Source organism: Lysinibacillus pakistanensis (assembly GCF_030123245.1).
Classification (GTDB): Bacteria; Bacillota; Bacilli; order Bacillales_A; family Planococcaceae; genus Lysinibacillus; species Lysinibacillus pakistanensis.
Genome location: NZ_CP126101.1, coordinates 3582736 through 3605007 on the forward strand (window position 1 = coordinate 3582736; position 22272 = coordinate 3605007).

Below are 22272 nucleotides of genomic sequence, written 5' to 3' on the forward strand. Positions count from 1 at the left end.
ATCGTTTAAAAAGAGAATTCACTCAATTCTTTTAACATTATTTTGACAATTGATATTTCACATCTTTTATCAATCTTTCCATGCTATGATAAAGGTGAAATTTTGTTGCACGGAAGGATTGTGAAGCTATTGGAATTTAGACCTTGCATCGATTTACACGATGGCAAAGTAAAGCAAATTGTGGGTAGCACATTGGGACATCTAGATCAAAAAGTCATTGAAAATTTTATTTCCAATCATGACTCTAGTTATTATGCAAAAATGTTTGCTCAGGATCAATTAACAGGTGGTCACGTTATAATGCTTGGTGAAGGAAATGACGAGGCTGCATTAACAGCGCTTGCAGCTTATCCTCATGGTCTGCAAGTAGGGGGTGGAATCACTACAAAAAATGCCGAAAAGTATATTGATGCTGGCGCTTCGCATGTAATTGTGACTTCTTTTATTTTTCATGATGGCAAGCTTGATATGGATCGACTGCTGGAACTCGTACAGAAAATTGGCAAACAGCATTTAGTCATTGATTTAAGCTGTCGAATGCGCAATGATAAATGGTATGTCGTTACTGATAAATGGACAAAATTTAGTGATTTCGAGGTCAATGCTGCGTCCATCTCTTATATTGAAAATTTCTGTGATGAGCTACTCATTCATGCGGTTGATGTGGAAGGAAAAAAAGGTGGTATGCAGGAAAGCTTAGTACGTGATCTAGCAGCATGGACTACTATCCCAACAACATATGCTGGAGGGATCCGTTCCATTGAGGACTTAGAGAAATTCAAGAAGTTAGCGAATGGTAAACTTCACGTGACAATTGGAAGTGCCCTTTCAATTTTTGGCGGAGATTTACCATATGTAGATGTAGTAAACTATTGTAAAAAGGGCGGGGTATTGTGAAATTAATTTATAAAGATATTATTTTTCCTTTTCAAGAAACAAATTTAGAGCGTATTATAGACGGCAAGTACTTTAAGGTAAATACTATGGATAATTCACGCTCCTTGCATGTACAGCTAGATAATGAGCAGATGCTACTAGAGTTTTCCAAATCCTTAAAGGCAACATGCGGCTTCCTACGCGATCAGGAAACAGAGCCTTATATAGGCACTTATATAGACTTACAAATTTTTGTTGATGAATTTAATAAACGCTACAATTTAAATGCAGAAATAGTGATTTAAACCTTTGGCTAGGATGTAAGTATATTTTTAAAATTATTAAGTTTCATTTCAGTAAAGCGCTAGAGATCAAACTTTGATTTCTAGCGCTTTTAAGGTTTAGACCAGTTTGATGTCTTTTCTCTCTAACATAACCTTTTTCTAAACTGATTCAAATAGTCTTTTTATTACATAACTTATAATCGGTCACGATATTACAAATATTAGTGTATTTTCATTTTTCAGCGCACATATTTCTATTTTTTAGCTTTTTTTGATAAGCTTTAGATAAATGAGGTAATTAACAGATTGGAAGAAAGGATTTAAGAAAGCATGAAAAACGAACTTGAGGCAATAACTTTTAAAAACTTACAAATAGAGCTAACACGTTTCTTTTTAGCCTATAAATTCGCTTTACAGGAAATCGAAACCAAAATTAATATATTACAAGAAGAATTTAAGCTAATTCATGAATACAATCCAATAGAACATGTTTCAACTCGAATAAAATCACCAAAAAGTATATTAATGAAAATAAAGAAAAAGAGCATTGAACCATCCATTGAAGATATTCGCGAAAATATAAGGGATATTGCTGGGGTCAGAATTACATGCTCCTTTGTAGAGGATATTTATAAAGTAAGCGCTATGCTACAGGCACAACATGATATTGAAATTGTAGATGTAAAGGATTATATTGCCTATCCAAAGGACAATGGCTATCAAAGCTTACATCTCATTATCAAAATTCCTATCTTTATGTCTGACCATATGGAGAAGGTGTATACAGAGATTCAAATCCGTACAATAGCTATGGATTTTTGGGCAAGCTTAGAGCATAAAATTTATTATAAGTATAACAAGGAAGTACCAGAGCATATTCGTATTGAATTAAAAGAAGCCGCTCTACAAGCAGCCGAGTTAGATCGAAAAATGGAGCGACTGAATAAAGAGATCAATATTTTAAAAGAAAATGAAGCTGAGCCTTCATTGCTAGACAGTACGCCTATTTCACATTTAGCTAAATACCTTACAGAATTACCTAACAATCAATGACACCACAATGTCATTGCGTCCAATACTTAATCAAGTGAAAAATCCACCTAACGTTTTGTGAGAAAAGCAAAAGACCTTATACGTCCAATGTCCCTTCTCACAAAAAGTAAAGTGGATTTTTACTGTTTCAAGATTACACTATGCATGCTCTTTAGATTTCGTTGCTATAAAGAAGGAGAAAACAAGGGCAAAAATGGCAAAAACAAAAGCAGCTATATATACATAGCTTACACCAGTGGCAATCGTTTCCTTTAAAAAGCTTACCTCATCTATACTAAAGCCTCCTTTTGCAAATTCACCATTTAATTGAATTTCACCTTTTCCTAATGAAGCCATTTTTTCACTTGTTGTCAGGTTAAAAATCATTCCAAATAGTGCCGCACCTACCGCTTGACTAAATGTATTGGTAAAAGAGTTTAGACCAATGGATATACCGAGCTGTTTCGGGTTTGCCACTTTTTGAATGGAAATCATCAACATTGGCATGATAAAGCCCATCCCTAGTCCGATTAATGATGAAGCGAAATAAGCATTGAAATCGCTAGAACCTGAAGACAGTCTTGCTAGTAATAGTGTACCTATAACCAGTAAAATTGTACCCATTTGAATAATGCGTTTATTTGTTAAACGTCCGATTAAATAACCTGCCATAATAGAGTTCACTGTCCAGAAAATAGACATCGGTGTTAATAATAAACCTGCTTGCGTTGCATTTTTCCCTAGCACACTTTGTGCAAATATCGGAATATAAACTGTCACACCAATCACAATAGACATTCCGCTTAATGTTAATGCATTAATTACCATTAGGCGGCCATTTTTAAACAACGTTAATGGAATGATTGGCTCTTCTGCTCGTAGCTCCACCCATATAAAAATACCTAAAAGTACAGCAGCAACTCCGTACATAAGAAGTGATTGGCTCGATAACCAAGCCTGTGTTTTGCTGTTATCGATAATAACATATAACAGAGATACCATTCCAATCGTAAATAGCGCAGCGCCTAAGTAGTCAATTTTACGCTTCACTGTCTCCAATTGTTCTTGATAATGTTTGACAATTAAATAAATAGAGGCTATGCCAAATGGTACATTAATGAAAAAAATAAAATGCCAAGATACCTGATCTACAATAAATCCTCCAAATAATGGACCAACCACGCCAGATACTCCCCATACCATACTTAAATAGCTTTGTCCTTTAGCACGCGCCTTTTCGGTCTTAAATAGCTCACCGACCATTGTTAATGTAATTGGTAAAATTGAACCTGCGCCAATACCTTGGATTGCACGAAAGACAATTAATTGCTCCATTGATTGCGCTAAACCACATAACATGGAACCTAGTAAAAAAATAATGATGCCTGTAATAATCATCCGTTTACGCCCAAATAAATCGGCTAACTTTCCAAAAATAATCGCAGCAATGGCCGAAGCTAATAAATAAGCAGAATAAATCCAGCTTATCAAGTCTACGCCTAATAAATCGGCTGTAATGCTTGGAATAGCAGTACTAACAATCGTACCCTCAATTGCAGCAAGTGCTGTTACAAGTAGTAGTGCAATAAATACTTTATTCATCTTGTCACCTTTTCCTTTCCTGCATGACATACATTACCAAGTTTGAGCTGAAAATAAAAGAAGAAAGGATAAATTTTATCAAAAATGCTTGTGAACTACTAGTAAAAATCTCCGCTTCAAGTATTTCCATTTATAACAAATAAAAAAGCAGCAAGTTCGGGAAGTGCCACTTGCTACTTCTTATTCTACTAGTTAAATCGTTGGGCAATCATATCATAAATATAACGTGCTTGGTCATAGTCAGGTTGTAGAGTAAATGCTTGTTTTAGATGATACATCGCCTCTTCTGTTTGTTCAGTAGACACTGCATAAAGTACACCTAAATTATAGTGTGCATCCGCATTATTCCAATCCTGCTCGATTAACTGATCCAGCTCCTTCTTCCCTTCTGCAAACATTTCTAGCGCACAAAGGACAATGGCATAGGCTAAACGAATTTGAGTATCGTTTGGAGCAAGTTCTGCTGCACGTTGTAAATAAGGCAATGCTAATTTTTGGTTTTCCATACGCTCAAAGCATTTGCCCATCATATAATAGACATCTGCCCCTTCAATCTGATGTTTTAATGCTTGTTCGTACAACTTGACAGCTTCGGCATAGCGCTCTGCATTAAAATATAAATTGGCTAAACCGTAGTAAGCTGTAGCTGCAGTTTCATCCACAGTGATCGCCTTTTGGAAAAAACGTTCTGCTCGTTCTGTATCCTCTAACACGGCTAGCAAATTACCGAAATTTACATAACCAAGGGCATTTTCTGGTTCTTCTTCAATTGCTTTTGTAAATAGTTGGGCAGCATCCTCATAACGTTTTTCCTGAAAGGCCTGAATACCCTGTTCATTATAATTCATTCGTTCTTCACCTCTATGTAGCGAAAGACTGCTTCTAGAAGCCAAGAGGCAGTAAAAGCAGTCTTAACGCAAGTTATCCAACATATGTTAGTTTTTCATTACTTTTAAAGACTTCGTCAATTGTTCCGCCACCCAAACATTCTTCTCCATTGTATAGCACTACAGCTTGTCCTGGTGTGATAGCACGTACAGGCTCTGCAAATGTAATGTGTGCACAACCATTTGGTAAAATTTCAACTTCTACTGGTGTATCTGTTTGACGATAGCGGAATTTCGCTGTACATGAAAATTTCCCAGGCAATTTTTTTGTCGAAGTATAGTTCATTTTTACAGCAGTTAATGATGTAGAGTATGAATACTCATTATCGAAGCCTTGTCCAACAAGTAATACATTGCGCTCTAAATCTTTTCCAAGCACAAACCAAGGCTCTCCGTCTCCGCCAATCCCAAGACCATGTCGTTGGCCTAATGTATAGTACATTAATCCGTCATGCTGACCCATGACAACGCCATCCATTGTCTCCATCTTACCAGGTTGTGCCGGTAAATATTGACTTAAAAATTCTTTGAAATTGCGTTCTCCAATAAAGCAGATTCCTGTTGAATCCTTTTTCTTAGCTGTCGCTAAACCAGCTTCTTCTGCAATTTTTCGAACTTCTTTTTTCTCAATATCACCAATCGGAAACATAACATGTGATAATTGTTCCTGAGATAGTTGGTTTAGGAAATATGTTTGATCCTTATTATCATCTATTCCTCGAAGCATTTTTACTTCGCCATCATCGCTTCGATCGATTCTAGCATAATGTCCTGTTGCTAAATAATCAGCTCCTAAATCCATCGCATGCTCTAAAAAGGCTTTGAACTTTATTTCCTTATTACACATTACATCAGGATTTGGTGTGCGTCCTGCTTTATATTCTTCTAAAAAGTATGTGAAAACTTTATCCCAATATTGCTTTTCAAAGTTGACCGCATAGTACGGAATCCCAATTTGGTTACATACTTTAATAACATCATCATAATCCTCTGTAGCTGTACAAACCCCATTTTCGTCAGTGTCATCCCAGTTTTTCATAAATATTCCGATTACCTCATACCCCTGTTGTTTCAGCAAATATGCAGCAACCGAAGAATCTACCCCACCTGACATGCCGACAACAACACGAATTTGTGAGGGATCGCGTGTTTCTTTCATTGTGGTCACCTTTTCTTTTCTTCAATTTCCATCAATTTCGCCTTGGCGTAATTGCGTCCGAATTTTGAATTGTCTGCACAATTCATTCCTTTGAAAATCCATGACATCCGCCGGAGGCTTTATCTTCATTCAGTAGGTGTTTGGACACCCACTTAAAAGAAACCAATACCGCATTTCTCACCACCTGTAGAGGCTGGAGTCTTCTGCTGAATGAAGATAAAACAAGTTAAGCGCAATATACTTTATTTTTTTGCAAGTTTTTTCACGACTGCTGCTGTTTTTTCTGCGGCATATCGTATATCTTCTTCGGTTAAATCTTGTCCAAAACTAAAACGAATGGAGTTACGTAATTCCTCTGCTCCTTGTCCAAACATCGCAACTAAAACATGGGATGGGTCAATGGAACCTGCAGTGCAAGCAGAGCCACTCGACACACAAATACCTGCCATATCAAGATTTACAAGGAAGGACTCTACTTCCATCCCAGTAAAACTTACATTTAAAAGATGTGGAAGTGAATTTTCTACATCTCCATTAACATGGTATGTTAGCTTTTCTTGCGTAAAAACATCAAGCATAATTTGCTTAAAGCGATTGTACAGTGCTCGCTTCTCTTCACGCAAGTCATTTGCAATTTGCACAGCAGTCGCAAAACCAATAATTGCAGGTACATTTTCAGTGCCTGCACGACGTTTTTTCTCCTGTTGACCACCTAGGGCATAGCTAGCAAGCTGCGTCCCCGTTTTTTGGTAAAGGAAGCCAATCCCTTTAGGACCGTTAATTTTATGCGCAGAAACACTTAGTAAATCCACATGTAAATCAGCAACATTTACCGTCTCTAAACCGTATGCCTGAACTGCATCTGTATGGAAAGTGGCGTTATGTTCTAGTAATAGTTGCCCAATTTCTGCAATCGGTTGAATTGTTCCAACCTCATTATTCCCGTACATAACCGTCACTAAAATCGTATCTTCACGTAATGCATTGCGCACATCTTCTACAGAAACACGGCCCTTTTCATCAACTGGTAAATAGGTTACGTCAAAGCCATCTCGTTCAAGCTTTTCACATGTGTGTAGCACCGCATGATGTTCAATTTGTGTAGTAATAATGTGTTTCCCTTCACTAGCACGTGCATAAACAGTTCCGAGTATTGCTGTATTATCCGCCTCAGTGCCACCGCTTGTTAGAATGATTTCACTAGGCTGAGCACCAATTGATTTGGCTAATACCTCACGTGCATCATCTAAATATTTCCGTGCCTCTCGACCTGCTCCATGAATACTCGATGCATTTCCATAAACATCCTGCATTGCAACGGTCATAGCTTGGATAACCTTGTCATTCATAGGTGCTGTTGCCGCATGATCGAGATAAATATATGAATTCATGTTGAAAACTCCTTTGTACGAAAAGCGCTAAAGCATCCGTATCCCTACCAAAACAGAATAACGATGCTTTAGCCTAAACTTAATTAAATATAGAACATATAGCCTTCCACTACATTTTCCTCAGTATATTGTGCTAAATCCTCAATAGTAGTTGTATCCAACACATTTTTCACAGCATCGCGAATGCGAAGCCATAACTCACGCTGAGGTGCCTCCTCATTTTCAATTCCTTCAACTGGCTGAATAGGTCCCTCTAAGACACTAATAACATTTGCTGCGGAAATTTCACTCGGTGGATTTGCTAGCATATAACCGCCATAGGCACCACGTACACTCTTTACTAAGCCAGAATTACGTAATGGGGAAACTAATTGCTCTAAGTATGCCTCAGATAAATCTTTTTCTGCGGCAATTTTACGTAATGGTATAGGACCTTCTCCATAATGCTTTGCTAATTCAATCATAATCGTTAGCCCATAACGGCCTTTAGTTGAAATTTTCATTTTATCACCCTCAATTAGTCTAGTCAAAAATACTACCAACAGTATATCATAATCTCCTCTTGAAGAACTCGGAAATACTCTTGAATGGTTATGATATACTAATAATTGTGCATTAGTTTATATCAACAAAATACGTTGATGCTTCATTTCAGCTCATATACTTTACGTTTAAAGGGGGTATTTTTTTGCATAACGAACCACTTGCTTACCGAATGCGACCGTTAAGTCTTGATGAAATTGTCGGTCATCAAGAGTTTATTGGTCCTACTACCGCTCTTTATAAAATGATTCAAAATGGGCATGTTCCATCTATGCTATTATACGGTGAGCCCGGTATTGGCAAAACGTCCATTGCAAATGCAATAGCCGGAAGCTCAAAGCTCCCCTTCTTTGCTCTAAATGCTACACGTGCTGGTAAAAAGGACGTTGAGGATATTGTACAGGAAGCAAGAATCTCAGGGAAAGTATTACTTTTTTTAGATGAAATTCATCGATTTAATAAATTACAGCAGGATACTTTGTTACCACATGTTGAAAATGGCTCAATTGTGCTTATTGGGGCAACTACTGAGAATCCGTATCACGATGTTAATCCAGCGATTCGCTCCCGCTGTGGGGAAATCTATCAACTACAACGGCTAACACAGGAAAATCTTATGGAGCTTGTGAAAAAGTCACTTGCTGATGAAAAACGAGGGTTAGGCAAACAGCATTTCATCTTAACAGATGAACAGATTGAACAAATTGCTGGTGCCGCTAATGGAGATGCACGCAAGGCACTAACTTTGCTTGAATCCATTTATTACGCAAGTGATGAGGTAGACGGTCAAACCATTGCGGCAGATCATATAATCAAACATCTTATCGGAAGAATCGGTGTATATGGCGACAAAAAAGGGTCTCATTTTTACAATTTATTATCCGCACTTCAAAAATCTGTACGCGGTAGTGATACCAATGCCGCACTATATTATTTAGCACATTTACTAGAAACCGGTGATCTAGTCGCTGTCAGCAGACGTTTACTTGTTATGGCTTATGAAGATATAGGACTAGCACAACCTGATGTCGGTGCACATGTGCTTGCTGCTGTTCAAGCAGCAGAGCGTTTAGGCTTACCAGAGGCCCGCATCCCCCTTGCCAGTGTTGTAATTGAAATGTGCCTAGCTTCTAAATCTAATTCCGCTATTGTAGCTATTGATGCTGCTATTGCTAGCATCCACGAAGGAAAAACAGGGGATATTCCATATCATTTACGTGATGCTCATTATGAGGGAGCAAAAGATTTAGGACATGTAGGCTATCAATACCCGCACAACACCCCAATTGGTACATTTGGTGGCTGGGTGAATCAGCAGTATTTACCCAACGAACTTGTCGGAGTTGAATTTTATACGCCAGTTATCGCCGGTGAAGAAAAACGAATGGCAGGTATCTACGAAAAGCTTAAATCTTTTCATCATGAACAGAAATAAATTCATTGATTTCAAAACATATTTAAAAGGACAATATATGTTATATCACTAATATGTATTGTCCTTTTAACATCTCCATATCTTTTCTACTCAAGAAAGCCAACCTGAGACATATCGGTTTCTTTGAATGTCCTCTTCCAAGGGTTCGGTTCAAAAACATCTATTAAATCGAAATAAAAAACAGGACAGACTGCTTAAGCAATCATCCTGTAAAGCTGGGATTGTCTGTTGTGTAACGCTCACTATAAAATAAGTTTAAAATATCTGCCACATTCCTCATTGATGGTAGTGAATTCGTCTCATTTCCCTCTTGTTCTTTTACTTTATCATGTAAATAGGTTAGAAAATTATAGGTTTGATAAAGTAAGCTAGCAAACTCTTGGGCGTTTTCCTTTACCTCATAACGAATTGCCTTCACTGCAATTGCTTGGGCAATTAAATGTTCTCTAGGTATTGGAACTTGCTCCTCATCTAAATAATCCTCATTCACTCTGTATAATAATTTCATTGCCTCATACACTTCAATGTTATTTTGAAATCTATCCTTGAGCCATTGCAAGATAAATTGTAAGAGGACAACTGCATAGATAAGTGAAAGACATTCATCTCCGAATGATTTTTTCGACAAACGTTTAAAATGTTCTGTCTTTGTCACTAGCTCAAATAAAATTAGCCGAATCGGATATAACATTGCATGACCGCTGTTGATATATAATTGCTCTCGATCCTTGTACAAAGCCAACCAAAAATCCCTTACTAGGGAAATCGATTTTCTTGTGGACAATGCTAATTGACATTGAATAAGCTCATATTGAATTGTAGGCAAAATCAACCGTTGAAATAAAAGCTCTTCATCCTCATTCATTAATAACAATGGTTTTTCTAAATTTGCTAAATTTATTTCTGTACCATTTATTAACATTTATAGCCCCCCTTTCTATGAATTTCACATATAACTATTTGTTATTTTCAAACTATATTTCGACAAAAATTTATAAAAACCTTTTAAGAAAAAAGTCCTTTTTTACATAAAATTTTGACATCATAGCACTAATTTTTATAAATTCAATCAATTTCGCCTTGGCATAATTGCGTTCGGAGGCTTGGGCCAACAGATGTTTTTTGTGTAAAAGCGTAGTGCTAACGTAGCGACAGCAACATATTGTTTTTTTGTGCGAAAGCGTAGTGCTAACGTAGCGACAGCAACATGTTGTTTTTTTGTGCAAAAGCGTAGTGCTAACGCAGCGGCAGCAACATGTTGTTTTTTTGTGCGAAAGCGTAGTGCTAACGCAGCGGCAGCAACATGATGTGTTTTGTGCGAAAGCGTAGTGTTAACGCAGCGGCAGCAACATGTTGTTTTTTTGTACGAACCAATATCGCATTCATCTCACCACCTGTAGAGGTGGGAGTCTTCTGTATCTGCCGCTGCCGCTTCGCTTACGCGCATAAAACATTTGCCGCTGCCGCTTCGCTTACGCGCATAAAACATTTGCCGCTTTGCTTTCGATACAAAAAAATAGCTGCTGAATGAAGATAAAAAAATCCGCAAACCTTCATCGGAAAAATACCACCTTACAACACAAGGGTTGTAAGAATTGTAGGCTTAACCACAGAAAGTAAGCAGATTCTAGTTACGTATTCTTTTTTCTGAAATGTAAAAGAAAAGATTATCTGTCAAACTATTCTCTTACTTCTTTATCAACAAATTGTTTAAAATGCTGTAGACATTGCTTCACTGAACCTTTTTGTTCAAGCACCTTATTTCTTAATGAATCCGCTTTCTCGTCATCATTGACAACTTCCTTATAAAGAGCAAACATGTCAGCTAATAATTGCGCATTCTCTTCCTGTTCGATACTAGGTAGTGAATAGGCAGCAATTGTTAATAATCGTTCGATTTTCTCTGGGGTTTTTTGTAGCGCGTTGGAAGAATAATAGGTTGATGCGGCTAAAAAATAGCATAATTTTGCACTACAGTCTATAAACAAATGCCAGTATGTATTGGCATCTGGTATTTCACCTGCCCTTTTAGTAACATACTCTTTATAAAATGTAGTGACCTGTATATATAAAGGATTTAGTTCTCTCATAGCTTTTTGATAATTATTGGATGTATCCAAATAGTCAAATACAATAGCATCCATCTTTTGTTGTAGTTTTACAATATCTAAATGATCACGAATTACTTGAATTTCCATTTTACCACTCTCCCATGTTCTCATTTGTTTTCTAAACGTCATTCCTACTCCCCTAAGCAGTCCTGTACATTCCAAACAAATCGATCTATTATCAATTGGAATTATTCAAATTATAGCAATAAACCAATTCAAGAAGTGTGGACATGAAGAAAATAAGACAATTTCGTGAATTAATAGCATTTTTGTGTACGTAAGATAATCTATTTTGATAAAATTAAATCCTTTGTACATATTCCTCAAATAAAAATTGCTCCTTTGCACGATCAACAATTTCTATAATGCTTCCCTGGACATATTTTTTTATTCTTTGTTTTGGTACATAAAAATAAGCATTGTTTGTGATTAGCCATTCACTAAGCGTCCAATCGCTACCCTGCTGATAATTAGTCAATATACGTTTATGGCGAAGTATGTCTGCCATTTTGTAAAAACCCTCTGATAGTTCATAGGCAGAAACATCAAAATTAAAAATGGGGCTCACAACCTGTCCAGTATCAAAAATATGTATTGTTTGCCCTTGTTCATCAATAGCAAGCTCTACTGTACTGATTTCATCGAACAAATTTAAGCCTCTGTATTCCATTTGGTAGATTTGTTCCACTATTAACCGCCTCCTTTTTTTACAACGTTCCTATTGTAACACAGAAAAAGTAGCTACCTCCAAAGTCTATTGAGACAGCTACTTCTATCAAATTGTTCAATTTTGCTCTTTATTGCTTACACCGCGTAAGAAGGGTTATTATAATTTACTAAAATATTATCCCTGCACACGAGTGATTTTTACATCTTTTAAGATTGTATTCACTACCCAGCTCGCTGCAATTAAACCTGCAACAGAAGGTACAAACGCATTTGAAGATGGTGGCATTTTCGCTTTGCGAATAGCTGCATCTGGCTTCCCAACATGCTCAACAACGTCTGGTCGAACTACAATAGGGCTTTCATCAGAGAATACCACTGTAACTCCTTTATGAATACCTTCCTTGCGTAATTTTGTACGAATAATTTTTGCTAATGGATCTGTGTGAGTTTTTGAAATATCTGCAATTTGGAAGCGAGTAGGGTCCATTTTATTCGCTGCTCCCATACTTGAAATAATTGGAATGTCACGCTTTAAGCATTCCTTCATAATATGAATTTTATACATAACAGTATCACTAGCATCAATCACATAATCAATGCCTTGTGCAAAAAATTCTTCATATGTTTCTTCTGTGTAAAACATATGCATATCAATCACTTCACATTGTGGATTAATATCTGCAATTCGCTCTTTCATAACACCTGACTTCGATTTACCAACTGTCGAAAGATAAGCGACTAATTGGCGATTTACATTCGTGATATCAACATTGTCCTTGTCCACTAAAATAATGCGCCCAATCCCACTTCGTGCACACGCCTCAGCTGCAAATGACCCAACACCACCTACTCCAAGTATGGCAACTGTTGTATTTTTTAATTTCTCGAGACCCTCTGTACCTATAGCGAGCTCGTTACGTGAAAATTGATGTAACATTATTACACTCTCCGTCTATTATAATTTTTGTCTTATTTACATGTGCAGAAATAAACTTTGTGAGAGATGAGGCCCTCACTTTATTAGTAAACCTAGTTAAATACTAAGATAAAATCAAACCTATCTTACATTTTATCATGTTATTCTTCAAGTGAAAATTATAACTAAAAAATATTCAACATTTAAAGGGGCATTTGAAAGGTATTTCCCTTCAAATGCCCCTATTTAAACACGATTAACTACTTAGTTGTTCATCATTTTTTTGAAAGGTTTCTATAAAACTTGGATAAGGCTGGATATTAAATTCCTTCAAAGCTGCAATGACTGCACCTCCAATTGGTGGTAGCAACGGGGTTATAAATTGTAATGGAATGTCATCAGCATTCGCGAGCTGCTGTAACTTAGGTAGAAAATAACCTTCATTCTTAAATACTCCTCCTACTAAGACAACAGGGACATGCTCTGTTCCCCAAATCATTTGCTTGTAACAAGATTTAATTGCTCTGTAGTGTTTTTGACAAGCATCTTCTAAAATTTTATTGGCAACCTCATCACCCTGATCAGCCATCGCAGTAACATATTTGCTCAAAGGAGCAACAACTGTACGTGGATGCTCTTCTCCATAGATACATTCTATTAATTGTGGTACATTAGCTACAGCAAAATAATTTAGTATGGCATCTGTTAAAGCTGTTGCTCTTCCTCTGCCATCATAGCCTTGAAAAATTGCTTTCAACGCTTGTGCCCCCAAATCATATCCACTGCCCTCATCATCAAACAGATACCCCCAGCCTCCTACACGATGAAAAGTTTGCTGTAGATCGTAGCCCATTGTTATGGCACCAGTTCCTGCTATTTGAACAATACCTGCCTGACCAAGTGTTCCTGAATAAAGGGCAATTATTGCATCATTTTCGACTGAGATAATTGCTTTGCTTGGAACATATTGTCGTAATATTTCTTCTACAGTTCTCTCTGCATAAAGCTCCTTTACCCCAGCCATACCAGCATAACAACTATGTATAGCAGAAAATACTTGAGAGTTCTGTCGCTGTAAGTTTTGCATAATCGTATGAATTGTTGACTCAAAATAACGAAGATTCATTGCTGTCGGATTACTACGAGTTGTCACTACTTTAGCATAAATATTTCCATGTTCATCACAAAGGACCGCAGATGTTTTTGTGCCTCCACCATCTATCGCTAAAACATACATCATTTTCACCTCTTTCCTCATAAAGAAAAAAGGATTGATTTCTCAACCCCTTTCTCTATTCGCACTATCATCTCGTAAAGCCAAATGATTCCCATGGCTGAATAGATGCTAGTAAAAATTGTTCTTCCTCAACGACTCTAGCTACTATATTGGTTGAGCCAGCATTGGGCATTTCCTTCAACACAATTTGCAGTTCGCCCTTATAACGAATATCCAGATTATTATCAATGGTCACATCGCCCTGTTTTAATGGTTTTGTATCATGTGCAGGGAAGTCACCATTTTTATATTTAACGCGTGACTGTGTACTTCGAATCACATATTCTGAAACATCCCCACGGTTAAAATGAGGCTCCTTAAATAGAATCGCTTCTTCTAAAACAGATGTTTCAGCAGAGGGTACAATTTTAAGCTCAAGTTTTTGACGATTTAATTGACCTAAAGCATAGAGCTCTTCTTCAGAGGCATACATATTTCCAATAATACAATCATCGATTAATCCTGTATGCCATAAATCCTTTGCTTGCACAGTAATTGGTAGATAACGATGCTCTTCTAATGTTGGCAAGCCATGCTCGGTTTCCTCCCAAGGCCCATATTTGGCATGCTGCGATGAAATCATGGCAGCTGTGCGAATATGATTCATTTTAAACAGCTTAGAGGTTGTTAAAAAGTGCTGACGAGAAAGACCAGTAAAACGCCTTGGATAAAAATTGTGACAGCCAATAATATTATCTTTATTTGGTTGGTAGGATAAAATATTTTCTACATACTTAGTCCCATTACTAATATTTAACTCTACTTTCACATTACTTGCATCAAGTGACATAAAAGCTTCTTCCTGACCAGAAAACCCCATATCTAAGCGCAAAGCCGCTAAATGATAATGTTCTTTAAAATAGCCGATATCTTTAAAGGTTAAGCCTAGGTCTTCGAAGACTGCTGGTGCAACATCAGCCGAGATATCAAACCCAAGTCGCTGCGCAAATTTATTGATTTGCTGTAATTTTTGCCGCTCCTCATTGTTATTTAACGACATTAGACAGGTAAATATACGATCAAAGCCATTGTCATGGGCTAGCTGGACATAATACTTCATTTGATCTAGTGTACTATGCTGAGGATAGAGTGAAATACCTAATCTTCTCAATTCAAATACCTCCGTTAATCAGCCATTACACTTCTACTTTTTGATTATTTGATTGTGTAACAGACTGTTTACTTTGAGCCTCCGCTTCAGCAGCTCGTTGTTCATTTTGTTTTGCCATACGATTTGCCATCGATAAGAATGGTAAATAGATACAGATAGCAACAACAATTAGAACAATACTAAGCACCGCACCGCGCCATGATTGTGTTACTAAAAAACCATTAATAATAGGAGGTGTCGTCCATGGCGCAGCTATTGTCGCTGCTGGTACTAAGCCCCATTTAGTTGCAAAGAAAGCAATTGTGACATTGATCATAGGCGTTAAAATAAACGGCACAAATAGAATTGGATTTAAAACAATTGGTAAACCGAATAGCAATGGCTCATTAATGTTAAACAATCCTGGTGCTGCCGAGAGCTTACCGACCGTGTTATACTGTTTGTTCTTCCGTGCAATGATGAAAATAGCAATGATTAAGGCAATTGTAGTACCTGAACCTCCCATATTGATAAATGCATCAAAGAATGGTTTGTTAATAATATACGGTGCTACTTTACCTGCTGAGATAGCTGCAACATTGGCATCAATTGCTTGCAGATTAATCGATTGCATAAATGGTTCAATAATATTTGCCCCATGAATACCAAATGACCATAAAAATGTTGGAATAAACGCTAAAATAAGACCTGCTACCCATGTATTTGTTAAGCCCATAAATGGCTCTTGAACGGTTGAATAAAATGTACCAATAATATCTGGAATATCAAAGCCAGCAGAAATAATTGTACGTACTAATGCTATTAAACCAATTATAATAATTGCTGGTAGTAATGCGGCAAATGACTTTGAAACTGCTGACGGTACTCCCGCAGGCATTTTTATTAAAAGCTTTGGATTGCCCGATAAACGTGAGAATAATTCAGCAGAAATTAAGGCTGTAATGAGGGCTACAAATATGCCTCCTGTACCTGTTGTTAGCCCTGTTAAGCCGCCCTCCCCAAATGTCCCAAAGGTCATGTAACTAGCAAGCCCTATCACACCACCAGATAATGCATCTTTGTCATAACTTTTTGTTAGGTGGTATGCTACGACAAATGCTAATAATAGTGAGATTATTCCAAATGTCGCACCCCAGATGTTGCCGCCAAACTGAGTCCAGGTTTCATGCTTCCAAATGGAATCGAGCGCATTTTGATATAGCTCAATAGGAAAAGTATTAATAAGCACAGCAAATGATCCAACAATTGTCAATGGCATGATTGTAATAAATCCATCACGAATAGCAACTAAATGACGTTGATTCCCTACCCTAGCAGCAACTGGCACAAATTTTTCTTCTAAAAAACGGAACATTTCACACACTCCCTTTATTTTTTATTTGGACATCAAAATTTGATGCTACTCCCCTTTGATTCGTTCATATAACTCAATCATTTCTACAGCTAAATCACGAAATGTTATAGCATTCATTAAATGATCCTGCGCATGGATTAGCAGCATGGAAACTTCTACTTTTTCGCCCCTCGCCTCTTGTGACAATAAAGCCGTTTGAGAATGATGTGCTTCAATTAAAGCATCATTAGCAAGCTTTATTTTGTCTTTTGCTTCAACAATATGCCCCTTTTTTGCTAGCTGAATGGCTTCCATGCACTCACTCTTTGTATTGCCACTATGCACAATCAAGCCCATTATGGATGCCATTAATGCAGTTTCTTCCATCGACTTTGCCGCCCCCTTAACCAATTAGCGTTAATGCCTGCTTCAAGACATTTTCACCATTCATCATGCCGTAATCAGCCATATTAATAACATCAATTGGAAAATTCATATCCTGAAATTTTTTTTCAAATGATCCCTTTAAGTACCGAACTTGGGGGCCTAGTAAAAGCACGTCAGGCATTTTCGTAGCTATTACTTTTTCAACCTCCCCCTCAGCAATTGCATAAATATCTGCCTCAATATTTTGATCCTGTGCCGCTTTTTGCATCTTTGACACTAGTAAACTAGTACTCATTCCTGCTACACATACAAGCATAATATTTTTCATTTTCAACACTCCTTTTAATTATTAATATGGTCTTTTTAACTAGCGAAAATTTGTTGTTTTCCAGCTTTGAAATCGCTTACTTAAGTTGAGAATAGCACCAATTGGTATATACCACAATATACTTTTTACACTATTTCCCTCGTTAGAAAATTGTTTCAAAAATTGGGCTATAACCTTCTTTCAGGCGAATAAAAGGATTCACCAAACTGGTATAGTCCAGAAAAAAGTTTAAAAAAAATTTTATAATTCATCTGTATAACCCATTAAAAATACTCGTAAAAGGCGGGTTTCTCAGTAGGTATTGCAAGCTGCCATCGCTCAACAAGCTCTTTTGTTGGCTGTTTATGGGCATATTCCACTGCTTCACTTACAGAAAGGTAGCCTATCATCATAGCAGAAAAAAGATTGATTGGTAATGCTAACATATGCATCGCAGGGATTGAATTAGTCTCTACAATTGAAACATTTCCATCTTTATTTATTTTAAAGATATGCTCATTCCATGCACAAAAGGAATCTTCTATACGCACATACAAGGGCTCTTGCATTTCCTGCCATGAATATTGCTGCATAAAAGAGAGAACATCCACTATTCGAATCATGACATCTTGAACAACCTCTCTTTTAAACTGTGGTTCTTTAAAATGAAAGCCAAAGTGATGGTCGCTAGAGGTAATTCCCTTAATGCTAGTAACACTTGCAGCATGTGATGAGACAAAGCGCCAAATTGCTTGTTCTGCTAGTAAATCCTCTGCTATAAAATCATGAATTTCAAATATTTCATTGTATATCGTATAACGAATATAGCCTGCTACATTATCAGAATTAAAATAGGCCGCCAAATGACTGTCTGGCATCCTTCTCTCTATCCTTTGCCACCACGCATTATTTCGTAGCATACCTCCATTACGAGTAAGTGCCTGTAGATTATGAAAATCCTTAATGTCACGATAAAGGCCATTATCTCGGCATTCAAAGCTCATGCGCTTAATAACATCTAATTGTTTTCCGAAATTAGGAAATAGCATTTGCGGAATGGAATAATGTAGTTTTTCAAAAAATAGCTCCCAGCCAAAGTGACGATAAAAGGAAACAGAAAAAGGGGCTAAGACAGAAACGGATTGCCCGTTTTCTCTCATTTTCAATAGTGCTGTTGTCATTAGCTTTTTAATAATTCCCTGCTGCCTATATTCTGGATAGGTTGCTACAAAGCCAATTCCCCCCATAGCATAACTCTTACCATGTACAGTTATATTAAGAGGTAATATTAGTAGCTGACCAACTACCTTCTGTCCATCATAGGCCCCAAGTGTTATGCTATGCTCAATCCAGTATTGAAAATCCTCACGGCGTGCTCCTATATATTTATTAGGAAAACAATAATCTCTTAGTTGATGTACCTGACTATAGTCTTCTGGTGGAATCATCTTTATATCCATAAAACAAATCACCCCTATTCAATACTGAATATTTTTGAAATTCATGGACTTATTAAGTGCCTTTTTACATACTCCTTCACTTCATCTGCTGTAGAGAGTAGTAAAATGCGCTCAATATGTAGCTTTGATTGCTGCTTTGAAAGCTTAGCAATATGCGCTCTCGTTTTTAGAATAGAGGAGGCACTCATTGAAAACTCATTTAATCCCAATCCTAGTAAAATTGGTATGGCTATTTCATCTGCCGCCATTTCTCCACACATACCTACCCATTTACCTTGCTGATGGGCTGCAACAATAACATTTTTTATTAATCTTAAAACGGCTGGATGGTATGGCTGGTATAAATAAGATACATTTTCATTCATGCGGTCTGCCGCTAATGTATATTGAATTAAATCATTTGTTCCAATTGAAAAAAAATCTACTTCCTTAGCAAAAATGTCCGCTATAATAGCTGCTGATGGGATTTCAATCATTATGCCGATCTCTATGTTTTCAGCTACTAAATAGCCATTATTTTTTAAATATTGCTGTTCCTCAAGAAGAATGGCCTTTGCACTTAGAAATTCATCCAAAGTTGCAATCATTGGGAACATTATCTTTAGATGACCATAGACACCTGCCCTTAATAAGGCTCGAAGCTGTTCACGAAAAATATCGTGCTGTGTTAAGCTAATTCGAATTGCTCGATAGCCTAGAAAAGGGTTCATTTCTGCTGATAGTTTTAAATAAGGTAGATGCTTATCACCACCGATATCTAAGGTCCGAACAATTGTTGGCTTTCCCTGCATTTTCTCAAGTACACTTCTATAAGCTTGAAACTGCTCCTCCTCTGAAGGTAGCTCCTGACGTCCCATATATAAAAATTCCGTTCGAAAAAGACCTATACCATCACCACCAGCATTTAGAACCATATCTACGTCCTCTGGTTTGCCAATATTACCGGCTATTTCTATAGCGCATCCATCAGCGCTAAAGCTTGCCATTGAACGGTACTGGAGAAGCTCTTCATACGCTGCTATGTGCTGTTTGTGTTGTTGCTTGTAAAAGCTTAATACTTCTGAGGTAGGATTCACAATAATTTTGCCATTTGTACCATCTAAAATAATCGTAGTCCCTTGTTGAATAACTTGTGTAGCGTTTTTAGTGCCCACTACTGCCGGAATCTCTAATGTTCGTGCCAGTATAGCAGAATGTGACGTTTTACCACCAATATCCGTTATAAACCCCTTTACATACTTCGTATCTAACATCGCTGTCATAGAGGGTGTTAAATCTGCTGCAACAATGACAACATCAGAGGTTAAACGATTCATATCTACCATTTCAATGCCTAGCAAATGCCCTAAAATTCGTTTAGAGACATCTCTGATATCTGCCACTCGCTCCTGCAAATAAATATTGTCTATCCCCTCGAACATCTCGATATACATATTCGCTACTTCATCTAAGGCATACTCAGCATTCATTCCTGATACAATTTTCGACTCAGCTGCTGCAATCATTTCTGGGTCTTCTAACACTAATAAATGTGCCGCAAAAATCGCTGCCTTGTCTGCACCAAATTTGACCTGAGCAATTTCGTAAATCTCTTGAAGCTCCTTTTTTGCTTTCCCCCTAGCAGTCTTGAATCTTTCTAGTTCTTCTTGTATATCCAAAACAGTTACTTTTTCAAACGATAAATCTGGGTCCTTTAAACAATATGCCTTTGCAAAGCTGATGCCATCAGACACTGCTATTCCCTGTATTTCTAGCATTCCTCACCAATTCCTTTAGAAATGAGTACTTCTGTAACGGTTTGAAAAAGCTTCTCTGCATCAGGACCCTCTGCAGAAATTTCTACAATGCTTCCCGGAGTTACTCCCTGAGCCATAACACCCATAATTGATTTTAAATTTACTGACTTTTCCTTATATGTTAAGGCAACATCACATTCAAATGGTGTAACAGCAGTTACAAGTAATGCTGCAGGTCTAGCATGTAGTCCCTCTGGCGCTGTTATTTTATACATCTTTTTCATCGATATCCCCTCCGTTTTTTCAATTAAAATTAATCCGATGTTGATAATTAGCTATCAAAGCCTCATTATGAGACCGATTGGATTCAACATTATTGCTTTCAAAAACTGGTAATACACAACCCTCGCTCGCCATATTCTTTATCACTTCACCAAATAATGCATTTAAAATAAATGACCCAATTACTGTGGAAGCGGGTGCAAACTGTATTTTATTGTAACTTAGAACACCATCGCCTATTGGTGTATGCGTATTGATCATTATATCCACGATTTCCTCTAAACGTTTTCCACTTGGATGGCGTGATGGCTGATTATGATATTTAAGAGACTGTAGTGATATAACAACTACCCCTGATTGTTTCGCTAGAAGAGCTGCATCTATTGGGGCAGGATTTCGGCCAGAAGTTGAGATAACGATACATACATCATTTTCATGAAAGTCAAATTGCTCCTTATACTGCTCAATAATCGTCGGATCCTTTTCATTTTTGGATGATGTTAATGCACCTGCATGTAATGTTAAAGGTTCAATAATGATTGGGCGTACGGGTACAAGCCCCCCCGCACGATAAAATGCATCCTGGGCCAAAAGTTGAGAATGACCACAGCCAAATAATTGCACAATACCACCAAGTTGAAGCCGTTCCACAATTAACTGTGCAGCTTCCGCTATTTGAGCATGTTCTTGCTCTTGCACGGTTTGCATTAGCTTTTGTATTTCTAGAAAGTATGCATACATAGAATCACCTTTTAATTTCACTAATGAATTTGTAACGATCAGCTCGATAAGTACTACGCACAAGCTCAAACGGAACGCCATCAGATAAATAACTTGTACGTTTAATAATTAAGACAGGTGCTGTATGATTAATTTGCAAAAATTTACTATCTTCTTTTGTAACAATAGCTGCCTCCATTTGTTGAATGGCATTGCCAATTTTTTGATGAAACTTTGCTTCAATCAAGGCATACAAAGACCCCATAATTTTCTTTTCATCTAGCTCTGGATACACTTTTACTGGAATATATGTTCTTTCGATTGCCATTGGCTTAGAATCCGCATTACGAATTCGTACTACAAAGAATACCTCTTCGCCAGGCTCTAACATTAAATCTCCTGCCACATCAACTGGGGGTACAATTTTTTCAAATCGAAGAACTCTACTGCTAGGTTCCATCCCTCTAGCTCTCATGTCCTCAGTGAAACTCGTTAATCCCTTTAATGGTTGCTCCAATTTTGGATTAGCTACATAGGTCCCTCTTCCTTTTTCTCGGTACAGTAAGCCACTATTCACTAAGTTTGTAATAGATTGACGAACAGTCATTCTACTGACATCAAATTGCGTTGAAAGCTCACGTTCAGAAGGAATGTTTTCTCCAATCTTGTATTCTTCTAAATAAATGCGTTGTTTAATAATCTCTTCTATTTGTATATAAATAGGTATATGAGAATTTTTATCTAACAAGTCTTGC

23 protein-coding genes are annotated in these 22272 nt (G+C 37.2%); 4 read left to right on the forward strand and 19 right to left on the reverse strand.

The genetic code is table 11. The features are described 5' to 3' along the window. Nucleotides 1-129: 129 nt before the first annotated feature. The 3 genes from hisA to QNH24_RS17810 all read left to right on the forward strand — a co-directional run bounded on the left by hisA (nt 130) and on the right by QNH24_RS17810 (nt 2213). Nucleotides 130-897 (forward strand): phosphoribosylformimino-5-aminoimidazole carboxamide ribotide isomerase, encoded by a 768-nt coding sequence (gene hisA / locus QNH24_RS17800; protein WP_283872882.1) that lies wholly within the window; start codon nt 130-132, stop codon nt 895-897. After that, nucleotides 894-1181: a hypothetical protein gene (locus tag QNH24_RS17805; protein ID WP_054771073.1), complete on the forward strand. Its 288-nt coding sequence runs from the start codon at nt 894-896 to the stop codon at nt 1179-1181. Before hisA ends, QNH24_RS17805 begins: the two co-directional genes overlap by 4 nt. Nucleotides 1182-1490: 309 nt before the next feature. After that, nucleotides 1491-2213 (forward strand): GTP pyrophosphokinase, encoded by a 723-nt coding sequence (locus tag QNH24_RS17810; protein ID WP_283868860.1) that lies wholly within the window; start codon nt 1491-1493, stop codon nt 2211-2213. Nucleotides 2214-2351: 138 nt separating this feature from the next. Here the strand turns inward: QNH24_RS17810 and QNH24_RS17815 are convergent, their stop codons facing one another. The 5 genes from QNH24_RS17815 to cymR all read right to left on the reverse strand — a co-directional run bounded on the left by QNH24_RS17815 (nt 2352) and on the right by cymR (nt 7734). Next, on the reverse strand, nt 2352-3794 hold the full coding sequence (locus QNH24_RS17815; RefSeq protein ID WP_283868861.1) for an MDR family MFS transporter: 1443 nt from the start codon (nt 3792-3794) through the stop codon (nt 2352-2354). Nucleotides 3795-3982: 188 nt separating this feature from the next. Then, nucleotides 3983-4642: a tetratricopeptide repeat protein gene (locus tag QNH24_RS17820; RefSeq protein ID WP_283868862.1), complete on the reverse strand. Its 660-nt coding sequence runs from the start codon at nt 4640-4642 to the stop codon at nt 3983-3985. A 73-nt stretch (nt 4643-4715) separates the two neighbouring features. Continuing rightward, nucleotides 4716-5840: a tRNA 2-thiouridine(34) synthase MnmA gene (gene mnmA / locus QNH24_RS17825; RefSeq protein WP_283868863.1), complete on the reverse strand. Its 1125-nt coding sequence runs from the start codon at nt 5838-5840 to the stop codon at nt 4716-4718. A 242-nt stretch (nt 5841-6082) separates the two neighbouring features. Then, nucleotides 6083-7231: a cysteine desulfurase family protein gene (locus QNH24_RS17830; protein ID WP_283868864.1), complete on the reverse strand. Its 1149-nt coding sequence runs from the start codon at nt 7229-7231 to the stop codon at nt 6083-6085. An 83-nt stretch (nt 7232-7314) separates the two neighbouring features. Continuing rightward, nucleotides 7315-7734, reverse strand: a complete 420-nt coding sequence (cymR, locus tag QNH24_RS17835) for a cysteine metabolism transcriptional regulator CymR (protein ID WP_054771150.1) — start codon at nt 7732-7734, stop codon at nt 7315-7317. A gap of 185 nt (nt 7735-7919) precedes the next feature. Between cymR and QNH24_RS17840 the strand changes: the two genes are divergently transcribed. Beyond that, nucleotides 7920-9209: a replication-associated recombination protein A gene (locus QNH24_RS17840; RefSeq protein WP_283868865.1), complete on the forward strand. Its 1290-nt coding sequence runs from the start codon at nt 7920-7922 to the stop codon at nt 9207-9209. A gap of 202 nt (nt 9210-9411) precedes the next feature. Here QNH24_RS17840 and QNH24_RS17845 read toward each other — a convergent pair whose 3' ends face one another. The 14 genes from QNH24_RS17845 to QNH24_RS17910 all read right to left on the reverse strand — a co-directional run bounded on the left by QNH24_RS17845 (nt 9412) and on the right by QNH24_RS17910 (nt 22265). Further along, nucleotides 9412-10131 (reverse strand): hypothetical protein, encoded by a 720-nt coding sequence (locus QNH24_RS17845; protein ID WP_283868866.1) that lies wholly within the window; start codon nt 10129-10131, stop codon nt 9412-9414. 757 nt (nt 10132-10888) lie between these two features. Then, on the reverse strand, nt 10889-11449 hold the full coding sequence (locus QNH24_RS17850) for a hypothetical protein (RefSeq protein ID WP_283868867.1): 561 nt from the start codon (nt 11447-11449) through the stop codon (nt 10889-10891). A 172-nt stretch (nt 11450-11621) separates the two neighbouring features. Next, a complete protein-coding gene (locus QNH24_RS17855; protein WP_283868868.1) occupies nt 11622-12008 on the reverse strand; it encodes a hypothetical protein in 387 nt (128 codons plus the stop codon). Nucleotides 12009-12164: 156 nt separating this feature from the next. Further along, complete coding sequence (locus tag QNH24_RS17860) at nt 12165-12926, reverse strand: tRNA threonylcarbamoyladenosine dehydratase (RefSeq protein ID WP_283868869.1); 762 nt, start codon at nt 12924-12926, stop codon at nt 12165-12167. Between the two features lie 235 nt (nt 12927-13161). Continuing rightward, nucleotides 13162-14145 (reverse strand): N-acetylglucosamine kinase, encoded by a 984-nt coding sequence (locus QNH24_RS17865; protein WP_283868870.1) that lies wholly within the window; start codon nt 14143-14145, stop codon nt 13162-13164. A 64-nt stretch (nt 14146-14209) separates the two neighbouring features. Continuing rightward, complete coding sequence (locus QNH24_RS17870) at nt 14210-15292, reverse strand: DUF871 domain-containing protein (RefSeq protein WP_283868871.1); 1083 nt, start codon at nt 15290-15292, stop codon at nt 14210-14212. Between the two features lie 25 nt (nt 15293-15317). Further along, on the reverse strand, nt 15318-16646 hold the full coding sequence (locus tag QNH24_RS17875) for a PTS sugar transporter subunit IIC (protein ID WP_283868872.1): 1329 nt from the start codon (nt 16644-16646) through the stop codon (nt 15318-15320). 45 nt (nt 16647-16691) lie between these two features. Beyond that, entirely contained in the window at nt 16692-17012 is a 321-nt protein-coding gene (locus QNH24_RS17880) for a PTS lactose/cellobiose transporter subunit IIA (RefSeq protein WP_283868873.1), read from the reverse strand. A gap of 16 nt (nt 17013-17028) precedes the next feature. Next, entirely contained in the window at nt 17029-17340 is a 312-nt protein-coding gene (locus tag QNH24_RS17885; protein ID WP_283868874.1) for a PTS sugar transporter subunit IIB, read from the reverse strand. Nucleotides 17341-17603: 263 nt separating this feature from the next. Next, complete coding sequence (locus QNH24_RS17890) at nt 17604-18779, reverse strand: GNAT family N-acetyltransferase (protein ID WP_283868875.1); 1176 nt, start codon at nt 18777-18779, stop codon at nt 17604-17606. A 41-nt stretch (nt 18780-18820) separates the two neighbouring features. Next, nucleotides 18821-20536 carry a phosphoenolpyruvate--protein phosphotransferase gene (gene ptsP, locus QNH24_RS17895; protein WP_283868876.1) on the reverse strand — a complete coding sequence of 572 codons (1716 nt, stop codon included), beginning with the start codon at nt 20534-20536 and terminating at the stop codon, nt 18821-18823. Beyond that, nucleotides 20530-20799, reverse strand: coding sequence for an HPr family phosphocarrier protein (locus tag QNH24_RS17900; RefSeq protein WP_054771321.1), 270 nt, complete (start codon nt 20797-20799; stop codon nt 20530-20532). Before QNH24_RS17900 ends, ptsP begins: the two co-directional genes overlap by 7 nt. Nucleotides 20800-20818: 19 nt before the next feature. Next, nucleotides 20819-21538 carry a sugar isomerase domain-containing protein gene (locus QNH24_RS17905; RefSeq protein ID WP_283868877.1) on the reverse strand — a complete coding sequence of 240 codons (720 nt, stop codon included), beginning with the start codon at nt 21536-21538 and terminating at the stop codon, nt 20819-20821. 4 nt (nt 21539-21542) lie between these two features. Then, entirely contained in the window at nt 21543-22265 is a 723-nt protein-coding gene (locus QNH24_RS17910; RefSeq protein WP_353051160.1) for a GntR family transcriptional regulator, read from the reverse strand. Between the last annotated feature and the right edge of the window lie 7 nt (nt 22266-22272).